Source organism: Tomitella biformata AHU 1821, assembly GCF_000524475.1.
Taxonomy (GTDB): Bacteria; Actinomycetota; Actinomycetes; order Mycobacteriales; family Mycobacteriaceae; genus Tomitella; species Tomitella biformata.
Genome location: NZ_BAVQ01000018.1, coordinates 1 through 18675 on the forward strand (window position 1 = coordinate 1; position 18675 = coordinate 18675).

Genomic DNA, 18675 nt, shown 5'->3' on the forward strand with positions numbered 1-18675 from the left:
TGGCACCGCCGCCACTCGCGACGGCGATGCCACCTGGGCCAGCCCGCACTTGACAAGACCTATAGCCAGCTAGCTGAAGACGACCGTCTTGCGGTCATGCACCAGGACCCGGTCCTCGAGGTGCCAGCGCAGCCCGCGGGCGAGCACCATCTTCTCGATGTCGCGGCCCTGGCGGATCATGTCGGACACGGCGGCTGTGTGGTCGATGCGCGTCACATCCTGCTCGATGATCGGGCCCGCGTCGAGCTCCGGAGTCACGTAGTGGCAGGTGGCCCCGATCAGCTTCACACCGCGGATGAATGCCTGGTGGTATGGCCGCGCGCCGACGAATGACGGCAGGAAGCTGTGGTGGATGTTGATGGCCTTGCCGGCCCAGTGCTCGCAGAGCTCCGGGGGCAGCACCTGCATGAAGCGGGCGAGGACAACGGCGTGCGGATCGTGCGCGTCGACGAGCTCGCGGACCTCGTCGAACGCGGCGAGACGGCCCTCGGGATCGACCTTGCCGTTGGGGAACGGCACATAGTGGAAGGCGATGCCGTGCGCGCGCACCACGGGCTCGAGGTCGCGGTGGTTGCCGATCACGGCGGCGATGGTGGCGGGCAGCTCGCCCTGGGCGGCGCGGCCCAGCAGGTCGTGCAGGCAGTGCCCGTCCTTGCTCACCAGCAGGACCACGCGCTTGGCGTCGCCGGAGTCGTGCAGCGTCCACTCCGTCTCCGGGCCCAGCTCTGCGGCGACGGCGGCGAAGCGCTCGCGCAGCTCGTACACACTCAGGCTCACGGAGTCCGCGCGGATGGCCTGGCGGGTGAAGAACCAGTCGGAGTCCGGGTCCGCGTGGTACGCAGCCTCCACGATCCAGCCGCCGAGATCGCTCAGGAACTCGGAGATTCGCGCGACGATGCCGGTGCGGTCCGGCGTGCCGAGGGTGAGCACATAGCGACGGTCATCGGAGGCTTGAACAGAAGTCATGCGCCCATTTTGGCCCAGAGCCCCGCGGGCGCGCACAGCAGGGAAGGGTATGCCAGGCTGGACGGCATGAGCGCAGACGGCGGAGCAGCGGAGCAAGCGGTGTCTTTTCGTGACCGGGTAGCGTCGATTGTGGACCACACGCTGCTCAAACCGGAGGCGACGCGGGCCGATGTGGCGGCGCTGATCGCCGAGGCCCGCGACCTGAGGGTGGGCGCGATCTGCGTCTCGCCGAGCATGTTGCCGGTCTCGGCGGAGGGCCTCGTGATCGCGGCGGTGGCGGGCTTCCCGTCGGGCAAGCACCACTCGCTGATCAAGGGCGCGGAGGCGCGGTTCGCGGTGGACTCGGGCGCGCAGGAGATCGACATGGTCATCGACGTCGGCGCGGCTGTGGCAGGGGAGTACGACGCGGTGCTGTCGGACATCATCACGGTCCGCGAGGGTATCGGCGCGTCGACCATCCTGAAGGTGATCCTGGAGACGGCGGCGCTCAGCGATGACGCCATCGTCGAGTGCTGCCGGGCCGCGGAGCGCGCGGGCGCGGACTACGTCAAGACGTCCACGGGCTTCCACCCGGCGGGCGGCGCGAGCGTGCACGCAGTCGCGCTGATGGCGCAGACAGTGGGCGGGCGGCTCGGCGTGAAGGCCAGCGGCGGTATCCGCACCGCGGAGTTCGCGATGGAGCTCATCGACGCCGGTGCGACTCGGCTGGGCCTGTCCGGCACCCGGGCCGTGCTGGACGGATTGCCCAGCTAGCTAGAAGATGCTGCAGCCGGACCCGGCCGTGGAGTCAGCGGTGGAGTCGGCGATGAGCGCGGCCCGGCCACCCTGGAGCTGGATGGTGAGGCCGGCGTCGGCCACCTTGACCGACTCCGGCGCCAGGCCCAGCGGGTACTCGCCGAGGTTGCCGGTGATCTGGTCGATGATCTGTTGCGGCAAGTCATTCGGCAGCCCGAAGCCCAGGGCGGTGACCTCGGTGGTGGTCATCGTGATCGCGCCGCCGGCCACCCCGGGCCGCAGCGTGATCGAGCTGATGCCGCCGGCCAGCTGGACATGGATGGAGTTCGCCGTGGAATCGAGCTGCACGCCGGTGATCAACATGCCGATCGGGAGCGTCTGCAGGCTCGACAGGATCGCCGGCGCGGGCCACACGATGTTGGCCTCCGAGCTGCCGATCGTGCCGCCGGAGCCGTCGCTGGCGGGCAGTTCCACATCGTGAAAGCTCGAGTCCAGCTGAAAGCCCTGCAGAGTGGCCCCACCGATTCCGCTGATGCTCGCGTCGTCGCTGCGGATATTGAGCTGGGACACCTTGTGATCGAGGGCGGTCAGCAGCAGGGGCTTAGCGCCGAGACTGACGTCGACCGGCCCGCCGAGCTCGCCCTCGAGGGTGTGGCTCATGCACGAGGTGACTTTGTGGCGCGCGTAGAACTCGACGCCGACCCCCACCGCGACGACCGTGGTCAGCGCAATCGAGAGGACGATCAAGAGGGAGGTGCCGCGCCTGCGGTTGCTCACGTTGGTAGTCATCGCCTCAAATTGTGCACAACAAACATTAGGGAATGCTGAGAATCAGCGGTTCTGCAGCAGCCAGCTGTTGGTGAACTCATTCTCGACCTCGAGCAACCCCACGAGATTGTCGAGCATCATCTCCTCGAGCTTGCCGCCGAGCAGCGGGATGTTCACCTTCGCCTCGGGCGAGGTGCGCAGGACCGAGCCGTCGCCGTCGTCGAACAGCGCGATCTCGCCGTCGAGGCTGCCCGGTGCGCCCGGCATGGTCGCGGTGAACGAGCCGGTGGTGATACCGCCCGGCACAAATGGGCCGTAGTGCGCGGTGCGGGTGATCACCAGGTCCGACTGCAGGACTGTCTGCGCTACCGTGGGCAGCGTGTGCTTCTCGATGACCTGCATCATCACCAAGTCGATCCCCGCGTCAGTGGAGGTGAACTCCTCCACCACCGAGGTGGGGGTGAGTTCCCGCATGCGGGTCATGAGGGCCTCCCAGTAGTCGCGATTCGCCAGTGCGGCGTAAGCCTGGGCGGCGGAACTGGACAGTTGGGCCGTGTAGTCAATGCGTCGAGCCATGGAGGCAGGTTACCGTGACTGCTTGTGTCCTCCATCGATGTGTCCAAACTTGCCTCCGACGCCGGGGCCGATCATGCCGTCGACGCCCCCCTGTCGGGCCTGACGACGCTGCACCTCGGCGGCCCCGCGCGGCACCTGATCACCTGCGCCACGACCACGTCGCTGGTCCAGGTGATCGCTGCGCTCGACGCGGCGGAGGAACGCGCGCTGATCGTGGCCGGGGGCTCCAACCTGGTGATCTCCGATGAGGGCTTCGACGGCGTCGTGGTCTGCGTGGCAAATGCCGAGGTTGCGGTTGAGGGGTCGGTGCTGACCGCGGAGGCCGGTGCGGAGTGGGACCACGTGGTGGCCACGGCCGTCACGCATGGCCTGGGGGGCATCGAGTGCCTCTCCGGGATCCCGGGCTCTGCGGGTGCGACGCCCGTGCAGAACGTGGGCGCATACGGCGTGGAGGTCGCAGAGGTGCTGCGGCGCGTGGAGTTGCTGGACCGGGTCACTGGCGAGGTCCGCTGGGCCGCGCCATCCGAGTTGGGCCTGGCCTACCGCAGCAGCGTGCTCAAGCACAGCGACGACGCGCTGGTGCTGCGCGTCGAGCTCGACCTCACCGCGGACGGGCTCTCGGCCCCGGTGCGGTACCGCGAGCTGACCGCCGCGCTCGGGGCCGCGGAGGGGGACCGGCTGCCGGTCGCGCAGGTGCGGGAGACCGTGCTGGCCCTGCGTGCTGGCAAGGGCATGGTGCTGGGCCTCACCGACGCTGACGGCGGGCCGGACCACGACACGTGGAGCGCCGGCTCGTTCTTCACCAATCCCATCGTCGCCGAGTCCGCGCTGCCGGGGATCCTGGCCGCGATCGCCGCGAGGGTGGGCGTCGACGTCCGCGCGCCCCAGTTCCCCGACGGCGAGGGCAGAGTGAAGCTCTCTGCCGGCTGGCTCATCGAGCGGGCCGGCTTCGCGAAGGGGCACCCAGGGGCCTCGGCCGCCGCCCGCCTGTCGACCAAACACACCCTCGCACTGACGAACCGCGGCGCGGCCACCACCGCGGACCTCCTGGCTCTGGCCCGCGAGGTGCGCGCTGGGGTGCACGCGGCGTTCGGCGTGACGCTGACCCCGGAGCCGGTGCTGGTGGGCTGCGCGATCTAGGCGTCTCCCCAGAGAAGCGCCTCAGTGCTGGCGATGCACCCGGCCGGCGTCGGCCTGATCCCGCGGCTTGACGATGATCTGGTCCAGGTTGACGTGCGGCGGCCGTGTGGCGACGAAGCCGACGATCTCCGCGATGTCGTCCGCGATCAGCGGGGTGACGCCGGCATACACGTCGGCCGCGCGCTGGGCATCACCGTCGAAGCGGACGAGGGAGAACTCGGTCTCGACCATGCCGGGGCAGATCTCGGTGAGCCGGACGGGCTTGCCGAGGAGTTCCCCGCGCAGGGTGCGGTGCAGGAGTGCCTGGGCGTGCTTGGCGGAGGTGTAGCCGGCGCCGTTGTCGTAGTGGCCGAGCGCGGCGACCGACGTGACGGTGACGATGAGGCCGTCGCCGGAGTCGATCAGCGCGGGCAGCAGGGACTTGGTCATGCGCAGCGTGCCGAGGACATTGGTCTCCCACATCCAGCGCCAGTCGTCGAGGTCCGCCTCGAGAACCGGGGCGAAGCCCTTCGCGCCGCCGGCGTTGTTGATGAGCACGTGTACCGGTCCGGCCGCCGTCGTGGCCGCGACGAAGGCGTCGACGGAAGCCTCGTCGGTCACATCGAGCTGATGGGCGGTGCCGCCGATCTCCTGGGCGATCGCCTCGATCCGCTCGACCCGGCGCGCGCCTAGGACCACGTGGAAACCCTGCGCGGCGAGGGTGCGCGCGCAGGCCTCGCCGATCCCGGAGCTTGCGCCTGTGACGACCGCGGTCTTGCTTGCATCTGTGTTGGCCATGGGGTGAACAGTAATCGCCCAGGTGCCCCGATCCCAGGCAATGGCGCCCATCGTGCGCCGCCCGGGCGCATCGGGCCTACCCTGGGCAGCATGGCAGAGCACAGTGCTGCGGTTTTCGAGGCCTTCAGCGCCGACGGGACCCGCATCGTCTTTCGCGTCGATGGCAATTCCGAGGCCAGACCGCTGGTCCTGATCCATGGCTGGGCACAGTCATCCGCGTGTTGGGGCCCCAACGTCATGGCTGCGCTGACCAGGCAGTACCGGGTGATCGCGATCGATCTTCGCGGGCACGGCTACTCGGGCGCGCCGGACACCGGCTACGACGACTCCGCGCTGTGGGCGGCGGATGTGGCGGCGGTGCTGGCGGCCGCGGGGGTCGGCCCCGGCGATGGCGCGATCCTGTTGGGCTGGTCCTACGGCGGGCTGGTCTGCTGCGACTATCTGGCCGCGCATCCGGAATCGATGGCCGACGGGGCCGTCGCCGGTCTGGTCTTGGTGGGCGCGATCACCGGGATTGGCCGCGGGCACAAGGGCGGGCGCGTCGGACCGGCGATGAGGTCGGCGATGCCGGCGGCGCTCTCTGAGGATCCCGAGGTGGCTGTGCCAGCTCTGGTCTCGTTCGCGTCCGCGCTGCGCGGGGCCGCAGTGGACAAGGGCGCGGACGAGCAGCGGCTGCTGGGGCTTTCCATCAGCACCCCGCCGCGCGTGCGGGCCGCAATCTTCCAGCGCTCCGTGGGCCACGATGATCTGTTGGCCGCGCTGCCGGTCCCCGCGTTGATCATGCACGGCGAGCAGGACGCGGTGGTCGACCCCAGCGCCGCCCGCCATACCAGCGGGCTGGTCCCGCGCTCGCGACTGTCCCTCTGGGAGGGTGGCGGCCACGCCCCGTTCATGGAGAACGAGGGCCGCTTCATCAGCGAGATCGACGAGTTCATCGACGCGATCGAGGCCACCCAGACAGCGCTCGAAGCCGGAGTCGCCCGATGACGGCCAGGCTGCCGCGTCGGGTCGCGGTCTTGTCGCTGCACACCTCGCCGCTGAGCCAGCCAGGGGTCGGCGACGCCGGCGGGATGAACGTGTATGTGCTGCAGACCGCGCAGGAGATGGCGCGTCGGGGCGTGGAGGTCGAGATCTTCACCCGCGCGACGTCGTCGACCGCGCCGTCGATCCAGGAGGCCGGGCCCGGCGTGCTCGTGCGCAATGTGGCGGCGGGGCCGTTCGAGGGCCTGGACAAGCGGGACCTGCCGACGCAGCTGTGCGCGTTCACGGCCGGTGTGCTGCGGGCGGAGGCGCAGCATGCGCCCGGCTACTACGACGTGGTGCACTCGCACTACTGGCTCTCCGGCCAAGTCGGCTGGCTGGCCCGCGACCGCTGGGCCGTGCCGCTGGTGCACACCGCGCACACCCTCGCAGCCGTGAAGAACGCGGCGCTGGCGGCGGGGGACACCCCGGAGCCGATGACGCGGCAGATCGGCGAGCACCAGGTGGTGCAGGAGGCCGACAGGCTTATCGCCAACACGGAGGACGAGCGCCGCCAGCTCATCGAGATCCATGACGCGGACCCCGCGCGCATCGACGTGATCGCGCCCGGCGCGGACCTCGAGCGCTACCGCCCCGGCGACCGCGCGGCGGCCCGCCGCGAGCTGGGCCTGGACCCCGCCGCGACCTATGTGACGTTCGTCGGCCGGATCCAGCCGCTCAAAGCGCCCGACGTGCTGCTGCGGGCGGCCGCCGACCTCATCAACGCCGACCCCGGCTCCGCGCTGCGGGTGCTGGTGGTCGGGGGGCCGTCGGGCTCGGGCTTGGACCGTCCGGAGTCGCTCATCCGTCTCGCCGCGGAGCTGGGCGTCAGCGACCGGGTGACCTTCCTGCCGCCGCAGCCGCCGGAGCGGCTGGCGCTGGTCTACCGGGCGTCGGACCTCGTGGCGGTACCGAGCCACTCGGAGTCCTTCGGGCTCGTCGCTATCGAGGCGCAGGCCTGCGGGGTGCCGGTGATCGCGGCGAATGTCGGCGGGCTGGGGGTGGCCGTGCGCGACGGCCACACCGGGCTGCTGGTCGACGGTCACCGCACGGCGGACTGGTCGCGGGCGCTGCGGACGCTGGTGGACAACCCGGGACTGCGCGCCGAGTACGCCGCGAACGCGCCACTGCACGCCGCGGACTTCTCCTGGCGACACACGGCCGACGGGCTGCTGGCCAGCTACTCGGTGGCGATGGCGCAACGGGCGGCGCAGGAGCGGCGGCTAGACCAGAAGCTGGCCGCCCGGCATGAGAGCGATGAACGACGCGAGCAGGACACGAGAGGGCGGGCGCGGGTATGAGCACAGCAGACACGATTGAGCGGTCCCTCGCACTGATCGAGGCGGCGCTCGCCGAGCACGGGCTCGAGTACAACCGGGTGGACGATGGCGATGGGGAGGGGCGCAGCATCGTCGCGGTCCTGCCTGGGGAGCGCAAGCTCAAGACCACCTGCCTGCTCACGGTGGGCCAGCACGGTGTGCGGGTCGAGGCGTTCGTGTGCCGGCACGCGGACGAGGACACCGAGGCGGTCTATCGCTTCCTGCTGCGCCGCAACCGGCACCTGTTCGGGGTGCACTACACAATCGACAGGATCAACGACATCTACTTGGTGGGCCGCATCTCCACCGAGTCGCTGACGGCAGCCGAGCTCGACCGGGTCCTCGGCCAGGTCCTGGAGGCGGCAGACGGGGATTTCAACACGATTCTCGAGATCGGCTTCCACACCTCCATCCGACGGGAATGGCGCTGGCGGACGGTGCGCGGAGAGTCGTTGCGGAACCTCGAGGCATTCGAGCATCTGGTCACGGACGAGGACCGGGAAGCAGTCGCACGGGGCCAGGTGATCCTGGACGACGCGCCTCCCGCCGCGGCCCCGGATCGGCCGGATCTGCCCGAGTGACCGAAACTTCTGCTCGGCAGGGATAATGAAAGCTATGACTATCGGAACCCTGGTCCTGCTCCGCCACGGCGAGAGCGATTGGAATGCCAAGAACCTGTTCACCGGCTGGGTCGACGTGCCCCTGACGGAGAAGGGCATCGGCGAGGCCAAGCGCGGCGGCGCGCTGCTCGTCGAGCACGATCTGCTCCCCGACGTGCTCTACACGTCCCTGCTGCGTCGGGCGATCATCACCGCCAACCTCGCGCTGGAGGAGGCCGACCGCCTCTGGATCCCCGTCGTGCGGGACTGGCGCCTTAACGAGCGCCACTACGGCGCGCTGCAGGGCAAGGACAAGGCCCAGGTCAAGGCCGAGTACGGCGACGAGCAGTTCATGCTGTGGCGCCGCAGCTACGACACCCCGCCGCCCGCCATCGAGGTCGGCACCGAGTTCAGCCAGGACGCAGACCCCCGCTACGCCGGCATCGACGCGCCGCTGAGCGAGTGCCTCCAAGACGTTGTCAAGCGCATGATCCCGTACTGGGAGGAGACGATCTCCGCGGATCTGCGGGCCGGCAAGAACGTGCTGGTCGCCGCACACGGCAACTCGCTCCGCGCGCTGGTCATGCACCTGGACGGGATCTCCAAAGAGGACATCGTGCACGTGAACATCCCCACCGGCATCCCGCTGCGCTACGACCTCAAGGACGAGGGCGGCGCCCTCAAGCCCGTCACCGTCGGCGGCGAGTACCTCGACCCGGAGGCCGCCGCAGCCGGCGCCGCTGCGGTCGCCGGCCAGGGAAAGTAGCAAACCCCCGGTGCTCATCACGCTGATCCTGCTCCTGGGCCTAATCGTGGGCCTGGGGCTAGGCGTCGCCGTCGGCCCGATGGTCAGGTCGCGGCTGGACGAGCGGCGCTATCTGCGCAAGGGGCCGTCCCGCACGCAGCTGCTCTCTATGGTGATCAACGACTCGCCCACCGGCATCGCCGTCGTGGATGGGGACCGGAATATCGTGCTGCACAACCGCCGGGCCGACGAGCTGGACCTGGTGCATGAGGGTGAGCTCGACGATCGCGGCTGGGCCGCCGCGCGCCAGGTGCTCGCCGAGCGGCGCAACTTGGACTTCGACCTCGTCGGCGAGGACCGCAAGCGCGGCCGATCCCTGTCCGTGCGCGGACAGGCTCGGCTGCTCGACGCCCGCGTCGGGCGCTACGCGGTGCTGTTCGCGGACGACGACTCCGAGACTGTTCGGATGGAGTCCGCGCGCCGCGATTTCGTCGCCAATGTCAGCCATGAGCTCAAGACCCCCGTCGGTGCCATGGGCCTGCTCGCGGAGGCGCTCTTAGAGTCCGCGGACGATCCGGACACCGTCCGGTACTTCGGCCAGAAGGTGCTCAACGAGTCGCACCGCCTGGGCGCCATGGTCACAGAGCTGATCGCGCTCTCCCGCCTGCAGGGCGCGGAGAAGCTGCCCAACCTGGCGGCGGTGTCGGTCGACAACGTGATCGCCGAGGCGCTGGGCAATGCCGCATTCACCGCGGCGGCCGCCGAGATCGAGATCACCACGGACGAGCCGAGTGGGCTGGAGGTGCTCGGTGACCGCATGCTGTTGGTCACCGCGCTGACGAACCTGATCTCCAACGCGGTGAACTACTCGCCGCTGGGCTCGCCGGTGTCGGTGAGCCGCACACTCCGCCGTCGGCACGTGCAGATCAGCGTCACCGACCACGGCATCGGCATCGCGCCGAAATACCAGCAGCGCGTGTTCGAGCGCTTCTACCGGGTCGACAAGGCCCGTTCCCGGGCCACCGGCGGCACCGGTCTGGGATTGGCCATCGTCAAACACGTGGCACTGAACCACAATGGGCGGATCCGGCTGCGTAGCAAGCCGGGTGAGGGTTCCACCTTCACCATGGAGCTGCCCGTGCACAATCCTGCCCCGGACCATCCGGATCGGGGCACGCAAAATATCGGTCAGAGCATTCTGGGGCCATCGTGAACTGGCCCCGGGCAATGAGAGGACATCGCTGGTGACCCGTGTGTTGATTGTGGAGGACGAGCCCTCGCTTGCCGAGCCGCTTGCATTCCTGCTGCGCAAGGAGGGTTTCGAGGTCGCGGTCAGCGAGGACGGGCCCTCTGCTCTCGAGTCCTTCGAGCGCTCCGGCGCCGACATCGTCCTGCTGGACCTGATGCTGCCCGGAATGAGCGGCACCGAGGTCTGCAAACAGCTGCGGCTCAAGTCGAGCGTCCCGGTGATCATGGTCACCGCGCGCGACAGCGAGATCGACAAGGTGGTGGGCCTCGAGATCGGGGCGGACGATTATGTGACCAAGCCCTATTCCGCGCGCGAGTTGATCGCCCGGATCCGGGCGGTGCTGCGCCGCGGCGTCGAGTCGCTGGACGATGACGAGATGGCCGAGATGGTGCTCAGCTGTGGGCCCGTCGAGATGGACGTCGAGCGCCACGTCGTGACCGTCTCCCGGCAGCCGGTGATGATGCCGCTCAAGGAGTTCGAGCTGCTCGAGTTCCTGCTGCGCAACGCCGGCCGGGTGCTCACCCGCCAGCAGCTCATCGAGCGGGTGTGGGGCGCGGACTATGTGGGGGACACCAAGACCCTCGACGTGCACGTCAAGCGCCTGCGCGCGAAGGTCGAGGAGGACCCGGGCAAGCCCAAGCACCTGATCACGGTGCGCGGGCTGGGCTATAAACTCGAGGACTGACACTGACAGGGCGCGGCCCCGGCGATCTGTAGATCGCCGGGGCCGCGCCCTGCTCGCGTTGAGGGGCTGGTCGCCTAGCTGGCGCCGAGGCCGACGCCGAGGCCGAGACCGCCGAGGCTGCCTGCCAGGTCGACGTTGATGTCCAGTCCAGGGCTGGAGCCGGCGCCCGCGCTGCCCAGGTCAGGCATCGACGGGATCACGATGGCACCCATGGGGGGCAGGTGGAACTCAGGCAGTGCGGGCAGCGGCGGGATGGCCGGTGGCTGCCAGCCGTCCGCCGTCACCCAGATGGTGCGCGGGCCGGCGTTGGTGACGTAGTGCACGGTGTGCTGCCCGCCACCGTTGTCGATCTGCACGCAGGAGGAGTACACGGCGCCGTCCACGAAGCACTCGATCTTGCCGGTGGTGCCATAGGTGCTGAAGAGCAGGTTCAGATCGCCGTTCTCCGCGAACGCGCCGGGCTCGTTGAACGCGATGAACTGGTCCGTCACGTCGGTGCGGGGGTTGTCGTCGGCGTTGGCGACGGGAGCGAAGACGACGGCGGCCGCGGCGACTGCGGCGGCGGCCACGAGGGTCTTGCGAATCATTGTGAACTCCAAATCTTTGGTGGGGTCGACAAGGGACACGCTGACCAGCTCCCGTGGCGGCCGGCATGTCCGAGGGCAAGCGATCTGGAGCGGTCGGGAGCCGCTGGATCGATCCGTTCGGGTGAGCGAGTAATGCCCACTGACCAGTCCATCGAGCGCAATGTAATTCGCGTTACAACCAGCAGACTGGGCGGCTGACCTGGGCGGGCGGCCGACTCATCAAGTGGCTCAGCGTGTTTTGCGCTGTCAGATCACCCGTCGCGGCGCTGGGCCTGGGCCGTCGCGGGGTGGATGGCGATCAATCCCAGGCCCGCCCGGCGTCGGCACAGGCCCGCGAGTGCGGAGTACACATCCGCGCCCAGGAGGCCCGTGAGCTCGGGTCCGTAGGACTGCCAGACGGCTTGCGCGCCGACGTGGGCCGCGGGATCGCCGGTGCAGTACCAGTCCAGGTCCTCACCGCCGGGGCCCCAACCGCGACGGTCGTACTCGCCTACGGTCGTGACAAGTATGTCCACGCCGTCGGGTCGCTCCTCCCACTCCTGGGTGCGGCGGATCGGCAGCTGCCAGCACACGTCGGGCTTGACGTCCATGGGCAGCTGGCCGGTGCGCAGTGCCATCCGGTGCAGCGCGCACCCCGTGCCGCCCTCGAAGCCGGGCCGGTTCAGGAACACGCATGCGCCCTCGAATTTGCGGGTGCGGAGCGCGGGCTCGTCGTCCACCTCGTCCTGCTCCAGATAGCCGTTCACACCCAGCCCCACCGACCGCAGCTGCCAATCCTCTTTCGTGAGCTGCGCCACTGCGCCGTCGAGCCGGTCCCGGTCCTCCTCGTCGGTGAGGAACGCGCCGTGTGAACAGCAGCCGTCGTCCGGGCGGTCGGCGAGTATGCCCTGGCACGCGGGAGTGCCGAAGACGCAGGTCCAATTGGACAGCAGCCAGGTCAGATCGGCGCGGACCAAGTGCAGGGGATCGGCCGGATCCGGGAACTCGATCCACTCGCGCGGAAAGTCGGGATCTACTTCGAAAGCGTCAGGGGTGGCCACAGCGGTATTAGAGCCTGTCGGTGTGCGGGGGTTCAACCCGGAGCGTGTTTGGGGTCCAGAGGTCACAGTTATGACGGTAGACCGACTAAGTTGTTCTATGTGCGTCTAGGAGTGCTCGATGTCGGCAGTAACACCGTCCACCTATTGGTGGTGGACGCGCATCGTGGTGCGCACCCCACGCCAATGAGCTCCACGAAAGTCGCGCTGCGGCTCTCCGAGCAGATGGATGAGACGGGCAGGCTGCGCGACGGCGTCGCACAGACCCTGGTCGCCACGGTTCGGGAGTTCTCCGAGATCGCGCGCACTTCCGGATGCGGGGAGATGATGGCCTTCGCCACCTCCGCCCTGCGCGACGCCACCAACTCGGAGGACGTGCTCTGCCAGGTGCGCGCGGAGACGGGCGTGGAGCTCGACGTGCTGACCGGGGTGGATGAGGCGCGGCTGACCTTCCTGGCGGTGCGCCGCTGGTATGGCTGGAGTGCGGGCCGTATCCAGAACTTAGACATCGGCGGCGGCTCCCTGGAGCTGTGCAGCGGGGTTGACGAGGACCCTGACGTGGCGTTCTCGCTGCAACTGGGGGCCGGGCGACTTACCCGTGACTGGTTCCACGAGGACCCGCCGGGCCGCCGTCGCATAGCTGCGCTCCGAGACTGGCTGGACGCGGAGCTGGTCGAGCCGTCGAAGGCCTTGCGCGCGGCGGGCACGCCCGACTTGGCGGTGGCCTCGTCCAAGACCTTCCGCACCCTCGCCCGGCTCACCGGCGCTGCGCCGGCGAGCCACGGTCCGCGGGTGCCCCGGCAGCTCACGGCCAGCGGCCTGCGACAGCTCATCGCCTTCATCTCCCGGATGACGGCGTCCGACCGCGCGGAGCTCGAGGGCGTCAGCTCGGACCGCTCGGCGCAATTGGTGGCCGGTGCGCTGGTGGCGGAGGCGAGCATGCGATCGTTGGCGGTCGACCAAGTCCAAATTTGTCCATGGGCTTTGCGTGAGGGATTAATTCTGCGTCGATTGGATACCGAGATGGGTGGCGAACTGTTGGTGGGCACGAGATGACTGAGAAGCCAGAGGCGGACCGCGTGATCACGGTGGCGGAATTGCTGGCCAGGCATGGTCAGGCTTCGGGGACCGCTGGCCGCGTGCATCGTCGGCGGGCGCGTGAGGGCGGCATCTCGGTGGCCGAGCTCACGGGCGAGATCCCCATAATCCGGGAGCCGGCGCCTGTAGCCGAGCCCGAGGCTGTCCACACCGCAGTCGAGGAGGTGCCGGATGAGGCGCTCCCGGCCGACGAGGACGCCCCGGAGGCGGCCCCAGAAGAGGCCCCAGAAGAGCCTGCAGACGAGGCCCCCGAAGAGCCTGCCGCCGATGAGCCCGCGGAGCCCCGGGCCTATTCGGCCTTGGACGCAGTCTCCGACGCCGGGCCACAGAGCCCGCGCGAGTTCGGGGCGACTTCGGCGTTCTCCTCGATGACGCCGCTCGCTGGCTCGATCATGACGACAGCCGCCCCCACAGAGCCCGAGGCTGCCGTCGATGACGAGCCCTCGGCCGCCGTCTCCGAGAAGAGCCCGCTGCGCCAGTGGCTGGCACTGGGCGCGCAGGCCGTGGTGGGTGTCGCGGTCGGCGCGGCGCTGTTCATCGGCTTCGAGCGACTGTGGGACTCCCTCCCGTACGTGGCCCTGGTGCTCGCGCTCCTGGTCATCCTGGCCATGGTCGCCGTTGTGCGGATCTTGCGTAAGACAGACGACATCGTCAGCATCTTGATCGCGGTGGTGGTCGGAGTCATCGTGACGATCGGCCCGCTGGCGTTCGTGCTGAGCACCACGTGACCAGCAGATCGTGAGGCGCCACAGCATCCCGGTGGGATTGTCCACCGCGTCGGTGTATCCGCAGAAGGCGGAGAGCGCCTTCCAGTTCGCCGCCGAGCTTGGCTATGACGGCATCGAGCTGATGGTCTGGGCGGAGGCCGTGAGCCAGGACGCGAAGGCCGTGCGGGCCCTCATCGAGAAGTACGACATGCCGGTGCAGGCCGTGCACGCGCCCTGCTTGCTGATCTCGCAGCGCGTCTGGGGCACCGACCCCGTCCGGCGGCTCGACAAGGCTGTGGAGATGGCTCGATCGGTCGGCGCGACCACCGTGGTGGTGCACCCGCCGTTCCGCTGGCAGCGCCCTTATGCCCGCGGGTTCGCCGAGCAGGTGGCGCGGCTCGAGGACACGACCGGCATCATCGTCGCCGTCGAGAATATGTTCCCGATGCGCGCGGACCGGCTGTTCGGCCGCAAGGAGCGCTCCATCGAGCGGATGGGCAAGCGCGGCGGACTGCCCGGGCCTGGAGTGTCCGCGTTCGCGCCCGGCTACGACCCGACGACACAGCCGCACCGCCACTTCACCCTCGACCTGTCCCACACCTCCACGGCGGGCATGGACGCGCTGGAGCTGGCAGACCGAATGGGGGCTGGCCTCGTGCACGTGCACCTCGCGGACGGGCGCGGCGCGTACGTCGACGAGCACCTGATCCCGGGCCATGGCACTCAGCCCTGCGCGGAGCTCTGCCAGCGGCTGGGCTCCAGCGGATTTGCCGGCCAGGTGGTCCTCGAGGTGAACACGCAGAATGCGCGGACTCGCGTTGAGCGAGCTAGCATGCTCGCTGAGGCATTGGCCTTCGCCCGCCAACACCTGGGTTGAGCGCGCCATAATCTTGATCTGAGATGGAGTAGGCACATGACCGCGTTGACCCCGCCATTTTCGGCCGCCATGGCCCTGACGAGTACGCGCCCCGGCTCCTATTGCGCGACCATCTCCCAGACGTGGACCATCGGCCCGAAGGTGCACGGCGGCACAATGCTGGCGGTGTGCGGCGCCGCTGCCCGCGCCGCGCTCGGCGCGCACACAGGGGGGCTCGACGCGGCCGTTGAGCCGGTCTCGATCAGCGCCAGCTACCTGTCCGCACCCAATCCGGGCGAGGTGCAGCTGACCACGACGGTGCGTAAGTCCGGCCGTCGCGTCTCGCTGGTGGAGGTCGAGCTGGCGCAGGGCGGACGGGTGGCCGTGCATGCGGTCGTCACTCTGGCCGTGCCCGACGACGCGGCTCCACTGCATGCGGCGGGCTCCACGCTCGCGGACCTCTCGCCGACGCCGGACGCGACGGCCGTCGAGGTTAGCTCCTCGCCCATGGGCGCCGTCATGAACCTGGCCAGCGCCTGCGAGATCTGGGCCGACGCGGCATCGGCCAAGTTCGCGAACCCCGAGAGTGTTGACGGCACGGGGGATATTCATGTCCGCATGTGGGTGCGCCCGCGCGGTGAGGCGCCGGACGCGCTGTTCGCCCTGATGGCCGGAGACGTGTCCGCGCCCGTGACCTTAAATCTGGGGCGCTTCGGCTGGGCGCCCACGATCCAGCTGACGACCTACCTGCGCGCGCTCCCAGTCGACGGCTGGCTGCGGGTGGAGGCTTCGAGCACCCTCGTCGGGCAGCGATGGTTCGAGGAGGACCACCTCGTCCTCGATGAGGCCGGGACGGTTGTGGTGCAGAGCCGCCAGCTGGCGATGGTGCCCGAGGCCGGTCCGGCCTGACCCGCCCGGCCCCTGGCCATCCCGACGACGGGCTGGCCTGTCGGCGTGGCAGGCTGTTCGGCATGACAAGAATTGCAGTGATCGGCGGCGGCCGAATTGGCGAGGCACTCGTGTCCGGTCTGCTGGGCGCGGACACCAAGCCCCGGGATCTGGTGATATCGGAGAAGCTGGAGTCGCGGGCGCGCCAGCTGACCACCGACTACGGCGTGCGGGTCACCGCCAGCCTCAGCGACGCGGTGGAGGGCGCGGACGTCGTGGTCATCGCGGTCAAGCCCGGCGACGTGGATGCGGTGCTGACGGAGCTCGCCGACATCCAGGAGAACAGCGACGACGACCAGCTGTTGGTCTCGCTCGTCGCGGGCATCCCCACCGGCAAGTTCGAGAACCTGCTGCCGGCCGGCACCGCGGTGGTGCGGGTGATGCCGAACACGCCGATGCTCGTTGGCAAGGGCGCGAGCGCAGTGTGCGGCGGCCGGTACGCGACCCCCGTGCAGCTGGAGCTCGTGGAGCAGATGCTCGACGCGGTCGGGATGGTCCGCCGGGTCAAGGAGGCCCAGATGGACGCGGTGACCGCCGTGTCCGGCTCCGGCCCCGCGTATGTGTTCCTGGCTGTCGAGGCGATGATCGACTCGGGCGTGGCGCTGGGCCTGACCCGCACGGTCGCGACGGACCTTGCGGTGCAGACGTTCATCGGCGCCAGCGAGATGCTAGCCGAGTCGGGGGAGTCCCCTTCGGAGCTGCGGGCCGCGGTGACCTCGCCGGGCGGCACGACGGCCGCCGGGGTGCGGGTCCTCGAGCGCGAGGGGCTGCGCTCCGCCTTCTATGAGGCGATGGCAGCGGTCCGGGATCGCTCGCTCGAGCTGGGCAAACTGGTCGACTAGCGGCCCTGAAGGGCCTGGACGATCGTCGAAGTCCCCGTTCTCCGGCTTTTTTCGTGAGGCCGTCGCAGGTCAGCGTGTTTCTGATTTATGGGATTGTCACACGCGTCGCAATAGCACCATCTTTACCGTTAAGGTGGGTGGAGCACGTGCGTGTCTGGTCCGCCGGTGGGGAAGCCGGCGGCGCGACATGTGCCGGAGGAAGTGAATAAATGGCGTCTTCTGACGAGCCGCCCACACGGGCCAAGGCTGTCAACTTGAGTTCCGCGGATAAGGACGGTAAGGCATCGCTGTCGGGAACGCAGTTCCTGACAGTGGCCGAGGTGGCATCGATGATGCGCGTCTCGAAGATGACCGTGTACCGCCTGCTGCACAACGGAGATATGCCCTCGGTGAGGGTTGGTCGCTCGTTCCGAGTGCCGGCAGAGGCAGTGCACGAGTATCTTCAGACGTCGTATTTCGACGCTGGATAGGCTCGTGTCAGCCTGGCTGGCGCGTGTTGCTCGACAAGTTTGACACCCTCGATTGGATCGAAACGAGAGTGCGGCGGTAACATAGCGCATTGTCGTGCCGTTGAGTCGGTTCTTCGAGGCGTTCGGTGTGCCGCTGTGGTCGTGAGGCTGGGGCGTGGATGCCTAGAACTGCACGGTGAGTGACCAGTTCAACGGATATATTGCACGAGGTTCGCCGCACATGTGCGGGTCCCTAGACAAGACAGTGAGGAACACCCGCCATGGGTTCAGTGATCAAGAAGCGCCGCAAGCGCATGTCGAAGAAGAAGCACCGTAAGCTTCTGCGTCGTACGCGAGTGCAGCGTCGTAAACTCGGTAAGTGATTAACAGGCCCGGTTCCCCGTTGGGGGCCGGGCCTTTTCATGTGCCGGGTTATTTTCAGGCCTGGTACCTGCGCTGTGGCTAGTGACGTGGCACCCCGGCTAGTCTGATGGAGATGAGCGACACTGGAGCACAACGCGAACCCAAGGTGGTACTGGTCACCGGAGCCAGTCGGTTCTTGGGCGCGTCCGTCGCGGCCCGCTTCGCGGCGTCACCTGGTATCGAGCGTGTGATCGCGGTCGACGGGGCGATGCCGAGCAAGCACGTGATGCGACGGCTGGGCCAGGCGGAGTTTGTGCGGGCTGATGTGCGGCACCCGATGATCGGCAAGGTACTGCGCAGCGGCGAGGTGGACACCGTCGTGCACACCGCCGTGTGCTCCCGGCCCGGGGAGGCCGGCGGCCGCAACGTCATGAAGGACCTCAACGTCCTGGGGGCGATGCACCTCTTCGCCGCGTGCCAGAAGGCGGCGTCGGTACGCCGCCTCGTGGTGCGCTCCAGCTCCGCGGTCTACGGCTACAGCGCCCGCAACCCTGCGCGGTTCACCGAGGAGATGAGCCCGCGCAACCCGCCGCGAGGCGGCTTCTCCAAGGATAGCGTCGAGATCGAGTCATATGCCCGCGGGGCCGGTCGGCGCAGGGAGGGCTTGGAGGTGTCGATCTTGCGTTTCGCGCCGCTGATCGGCACCCGCATGGACACCGAGCTGACCCGATATTTCTCCTCGCCCCTGGTGCCCACGGTCTTCGGCCGCGATCCACGGATCCAGCTGCTGCACGAGGAGGACGCGCTCGCGGCCCTCGAGCGCGCGGTGGTCGCCCCAGCCTTCGGCACCTTCAATATCGCGGGGGCGGGCATGGTCACAGGCATCCAGGCGATCCGCCGGGCGGGCCTCGTGGAGCTGTCCCTGCCCGCGTCGGTGCTCGAGATCGTGGGCAGCGCCCTTCGCGCCGCCCGCCTCGTCGACTACTCGGCGGAGGAGTTGGGCTTCCTCACCCAGGGCATCGTGCTGGACACCACCCGGATGCGCTCGGTCCTGGGGTTCGAGCCGAGATGGACCACCAAGGGCGCCTTCGACGACTATTTGCGGGGGCGTTCGATCACCCCCGTGGTGGATGCCAGGGCGGTGCGTGGGCTGGAATCACGGCTCGGCAACCTCGCGCGGCGGGTGCCAATATAGAGGTTGGGGGGGCA

22 protein-coding genes are annotated in these 18675 nt (G+C 68.9%); 16 read left to right on the top strand and 6 right to left on the bottom strand.

Annotated features, from left to right (window positions below):
- Positions 1-69: 69 nt before the first annotated feature.
- Positions 70-966: a formyltetrahydrofolate deformylase gene (gene purU, locus TBIF_RS07775; RefSeq protein ID WP_024794263.1), complete on the bottom strand. Its 897-nt coding sequence runs from the start codon at positions 964-966 to the stop codon at positions 70-72.
- A gap of 66 nt (positions 967-1032) precedes the next feature.
- On the opposite strand from purU, the gene deoC reads away from it, so the two are divergent.
- Complete coding sequence (gene deoC, locus TBIF_RS07780; protein WP_051461420.1) at positions 1033-1719, top strand: deoxyribose-phosphate aldolase; 687 nt, start codon at positions 1033-1035, stop codon at positions 1717-1719.
- On the opposite strand, the gene TBIF_RS07785 is transcribed toward deoC, so the two are convergent.
- Both TBIF_RS07785 and TBIF_RS07790 read right to left on the bottom strand, forming a co-directional pair.
- Positions 1720-2490: an LmeA family phospholipid-binding protein gene (locus tag TBIF_RS07785; protein WP_024794265.1), complete on the bottom strand. Its 771-nt coding sequence runs from the start codon at positions 2488-2490 to the stop codon at positions 1720-1722. It lies immediately after the preceding gene.
- A 42-nt stretch (positions 2491-2532) separates the two neighbouring features.
- Entirely contained in the window at positions 2533-3045 is a 513-nt protein-coding gene (locus tag TBIF_RS07790; protein ID WP_024794266.1) for a DUF2505 domain-containing protein, read from the bottom strand.
- A 33-nt stretch (positions 3046-3078) separates the two neighbouring features.
- Between TBIF_RS07790 and TBIF_RS23215 the strand changes: the two genes are divergently transcribed.
- The gene (locus TBIF_RS23215; protein ID WP_038170385.1) at positions 3079-4185 is read left to right on the top strand and encodes a UDP-N-acetylmuramate dehydrogenase; all 1107 of its coding nucleotides are present in this window, start codon (positions 3079-3081) and stop codon (positions 4183-4185) included.
- Between the two features lie 21 nt (positions 4186-4206).
- Here TBIF_RS23215 and TBIF_RS07800 read toward each other — a convergent pair whose 3' ends face one another.
- The gene (locus tag TBIF_RS07800; RefSeq protein WP_024794267.1) at positions 4207-4962 is read right to left on the bottom strand and encodes an SDR family oxidoreductase; all 756 of its coding nucleotides are present in this window, start codon (positions 4960-4962) and stop codon (positions 4207-4209) included.
- Positions 4963-5052: 90 nt separating this feature from the next.
- Between TBIF_RS07800 and TBIF_RS07805 the strand changes: the two genes are divergently transcribed.
- Genes TBIF_RS07805 through TBIF_RS07830 form a run of 6 tightly spaced genes read left to right on the top strand, consistent with a single transcriptional unit; the run spans position 5053 to position 10579 of the window.
- The gene (locus TBIF_RS07805; RefSeq protein ID WP_024794268.1) at positions 5053-5949 is read left to right on the top strand and encodes an alpha/beta fold hydrolase; all 897 of its coding nucleotides are present in this window, start codon (positions 5053-5055) and stop codon (positions 5947-5949) included.
- A complete protein-coding gene (mshA, locus tag TBIF_RS07810; protein WP_024794269.1) occupies positions 5946-7283 on the top strand; it encodes a D-inositol-3-phosphate glycosyltransferase in 1338 nt (445 codons plus the stop codon). Before TBIF_RS07805 ends, mshA begins: the two co-directional genes overlap by 4 nt.
- A complete protein-coding gene (locus TBIF_RS07815; RefSeq protein WP_024794270.1) occupies positions 7280-7882 on the top strand; it encodes a type III secretion system chaperone family protein in 603 nt (200 codons plus the stop codon). Before mshA ends, TBIF_RS07815 begins: the two co-directional genes overlap by 4 nt.
- A 25-nt stretch (positions 7883-7907) precedes the next feature.
- On the top strand, positions 7908-8666 hold the full coding sequence (locus tag TBIF_RS07820; RefSeq protein ID WP_200182844.1) for a phosphoglyceromutase: 759 nt from the start codon (positions 7908-7910) through the stop codon (positions 8664-8666).
- A 10-nt stretch (positions 8667-8676) separates the two neighbouring features.
- On the top strand, positions 8677-9858 hold the full coding sequence (locus TBIF_RS07825; RefSeq protein ID WP_024794272.1) for a sensor histidine kinase: 1182 nt from the start codon (positions 8677-8679) through the stop codon (positions 9856-9858).
- A 31-nt stretch (positions 9859-9889) separates the two neighbouring features.
- Complete coding sequence (locus tag TBIF_RS07830) at positions 9890-10579, top strand: response regulator (RefSeq protein WP_024794273.1); 690 nt, start codon at positions 9890-9892, stop codon at positions 10577-10579.
- A 74-nt stretch (positions 10580-10653) separates the two neighbouring features.
- On the opposite strand, the gene TBIF_RS07835 is transcribed toward TBIF_RS07830, so the two are convergent.
- On the bottom strand, positions 10654-11166 hold the full coding sequence (locus TBIF_RS07835) for a hypothetical protein (protein ID WP_024794274.1): 513 nt from the start codon (positions 11164-11166) through the stop codon (positions 10654-10656).
- A 251-nt stretch (positions 11167-11417) separates the two neighbouring features.
- Complete coding sequence (locus TBIF_RS23220; protein WP_038170373.1) at positions 11418-12206, bottom strand: DUF3109 family protein; 789 nt, start codon at positions 12204-12206, stop codon at positions 11418-11420.
- 99 nt (positions 12207-12305) lie between these two features.
- Here TBIF_RS23220 and TBIF_RS07845 point away from each other — a divergent pair, with 99 nt between their 5' ends.
- From TBIF_RS07845 to TBIF_RS07875, 8 genes are all read left to right on the top strand, one after another.
- A complete protein-coding gene (locus TBIF_RS07845; RefSeq protein ID WP_084611609.1) occupies positions 12306-13259 on the top strand; it encodes a Ppx/GppA family phosphatase in 954 nt (317 codons plus the stop codon).
- Positions 13256-14029, top strand: a complete 774-nt coding sequence (locus TBIF_RS07850; RefSeq protein ID WP_024794276.1) for an Rv0497 family membrane protein — start codon at positions 13256-13258, stop codon at positions 14027-14029. The genes TBIF_RS07845 and TBIF_RS07850 overlap by 4 nt, the downstream gene beginning before the upstream one ends.
- 10 nt (positions 14030-14039) lie before the next feature.
- The gene (locus TBIF_RS07855; RefSeq protein WP_024794277.1) at positions 14040-14885 is read left to right on the top strand and encodes a sugar phosphate isomerase/epimerase family protein; all 846 of its coding nucleotides are present in this window, start codon (positions 14040-14042) and stop codon (positions 14883-14885) included.
- Positions 14886-14921: 36 nt separating this feature from the next.
- On the top strand, positions 14922-15773 hold the full coding sequence (locus tag TBIF_RS07860; protein ID WP_051461421.1) for a thioesterase family protein: 852 nt from the start codon (positions 14922-14924) through the stop codon (positions 15771-15773).
- Positions 15774-15835: 62 nt separating this feature from the next.
- Positions 15836-16654: a pyrroline-5-carboxylate reductase gene (gene proC, locus TBIF_RS07865; RefSeq protein ID WP_038170378.1), complete on the top strand. Its 819-nt coding sequence runs from the start codon at positions 15836-15838 to the stop codon at positions 16652-16654.
- 209 nt (positions 16655-16863) lie between these two features.
- Positions 16864-17124, top strand: a complete 261-nt coding sequence (locus TBIF_RS07870) for a helix-turn-helix domain-containing protein (RefSeq protein ID WP_024794280.1) — start codon at positions 16864-16866, stop codon at positions 17122-17124.
- Between the two features lie 260 nt (positions 17125-17384).
- Positions 17385-17486, top strand: coding sequence for a 30S ribosomal protein bS22 (locus tag TBIF_RS24875; protein ID WP_003402602.1), 102 nt, complete (start codon positions 17385-17387; stop codon positions 17484-17486).
- A 113-nt stretch (positions 17487-17599) separates the two neighbouring features.
- Positions 17600-18661 carry an NAD-dependent epimerase/dehydratase family protein gene (locus tag TBIF_RS07875; RefSeq protein WP_148302201.1) on the top strand — a complete coding sequence of 354 codons (1062 nt, stop codon included), beginning with the start codon at positions 17600-17602 and terminating at the stop codon, positions 18659-18661.
- Positions 18662-18675 lie beyond the last annotated feature (14 nt).

Coding starts and splice junctions, on each gene's coding strand:
- TBIF_RS07860 (WP_051461421.1), top strand. CDS start 14,922: ATGACCGCGTTGACCCCGCCATTTTCGGCCGCCATGGCCCTGACGAGT.
- TBIF_RS07870 (WP_024794280.1), top strand. CDS start 16,864: ATGGCGTCTTCTGACGAGCCGCCCACACGGGCCAAGGCTGTCAACTTG.
- mshA (WP_024794269.1), top strand. CDS start 5,946: ATGACGGCCAGGCTGCCGCGTCGGGTCGCGGTCTTGTCGCTGCACACC.
- TBIF_RS07875 (WP_148302201.1), top strand. CDS start 17,600: ATGAGCGACACTGGAGCACAACGCGAACCCAAGGTGGTACTGGTCACC.
- TBIF_RS07800 (WP_024794267.1), bottom strand. CDS start 4,962: ATGGCCAACACAGATGCAAGCAAGACCGCGGTCGTCACAGGCGCAAGC.
- TBIF_RS07850 (WP_024794276.1), top strand. CDS start 13,256: ATGACTGAGAAGCCAGAGGCGGACCGCGTGATCACGGTGGCGGAATTG.
- TBIF_RS07785 (WP_024794265.1), bottom strand. CDS start 2,490: ATGACTACCAACGTGAGCAACCGCAGGCGCGGCACCTCCCTCTTGATC.
- TBIF_RS07820 (WP_200182844.1), top strand. CDS start 7,908: ATGAAAGCTATGACTATCGGAACCCTGGTCCTGCTCCGCCACGGCGAG.
- TBIF_RS07835 (WP_024794274.1), bottom strand. CDS start 11,166: ATGATTCGCAAGACCCTCGTGGCCGCCGCCGCAGTCGCCGCGGCCGCC.
- TBIF_RS07805 (WP_024794268.1), top strand. CDS start 5,053: ATGGCAGAGCACAGTGCTGCGGTTTTCGAGGCCTTCAGCGCCGACGGG.
- deoC (WP_051461420.1), top strand. CDS start 1,033: ATGAGCGCAGACGGCGGAGCAGCGGAGCAAGCGGTGTCTTTTCGTGAC.
- proC (WP_038170378.1), top strand. CDS start 15,836: ATGACAAGAATTGCAGTGATCGGCGGCGGCCGAATTGGCGAGGCACTC.
- TBIF_RS07815 (WP_024794270.1), top strand. CDS start 7,280: ATGAGCACAGCAGACACGATTGAGCGGTCCCTCGCACTGATCGAGGCG.
- purU (WP_024794263.1), bottom strand. CDS start 966: ATGACTTCTGTTCAAGCCTCCGATGACCGTCGCTATGTGCTCACCCTC.
- TBIF_RS24875 (WP_003402602.1), top strand. CDS start 17,385: ATGGGTTCAGTGATCAAGAAGCGCCGCAAGCGCATGTCGAAGAAGAAG.
- TBIF_RS07790 (WP_024794266.1), bottom strand. CDS start 3,045: ATGGCTCGACGCATTGACTACACGGCCCAACTGTCCAGTTCCGCCGCC.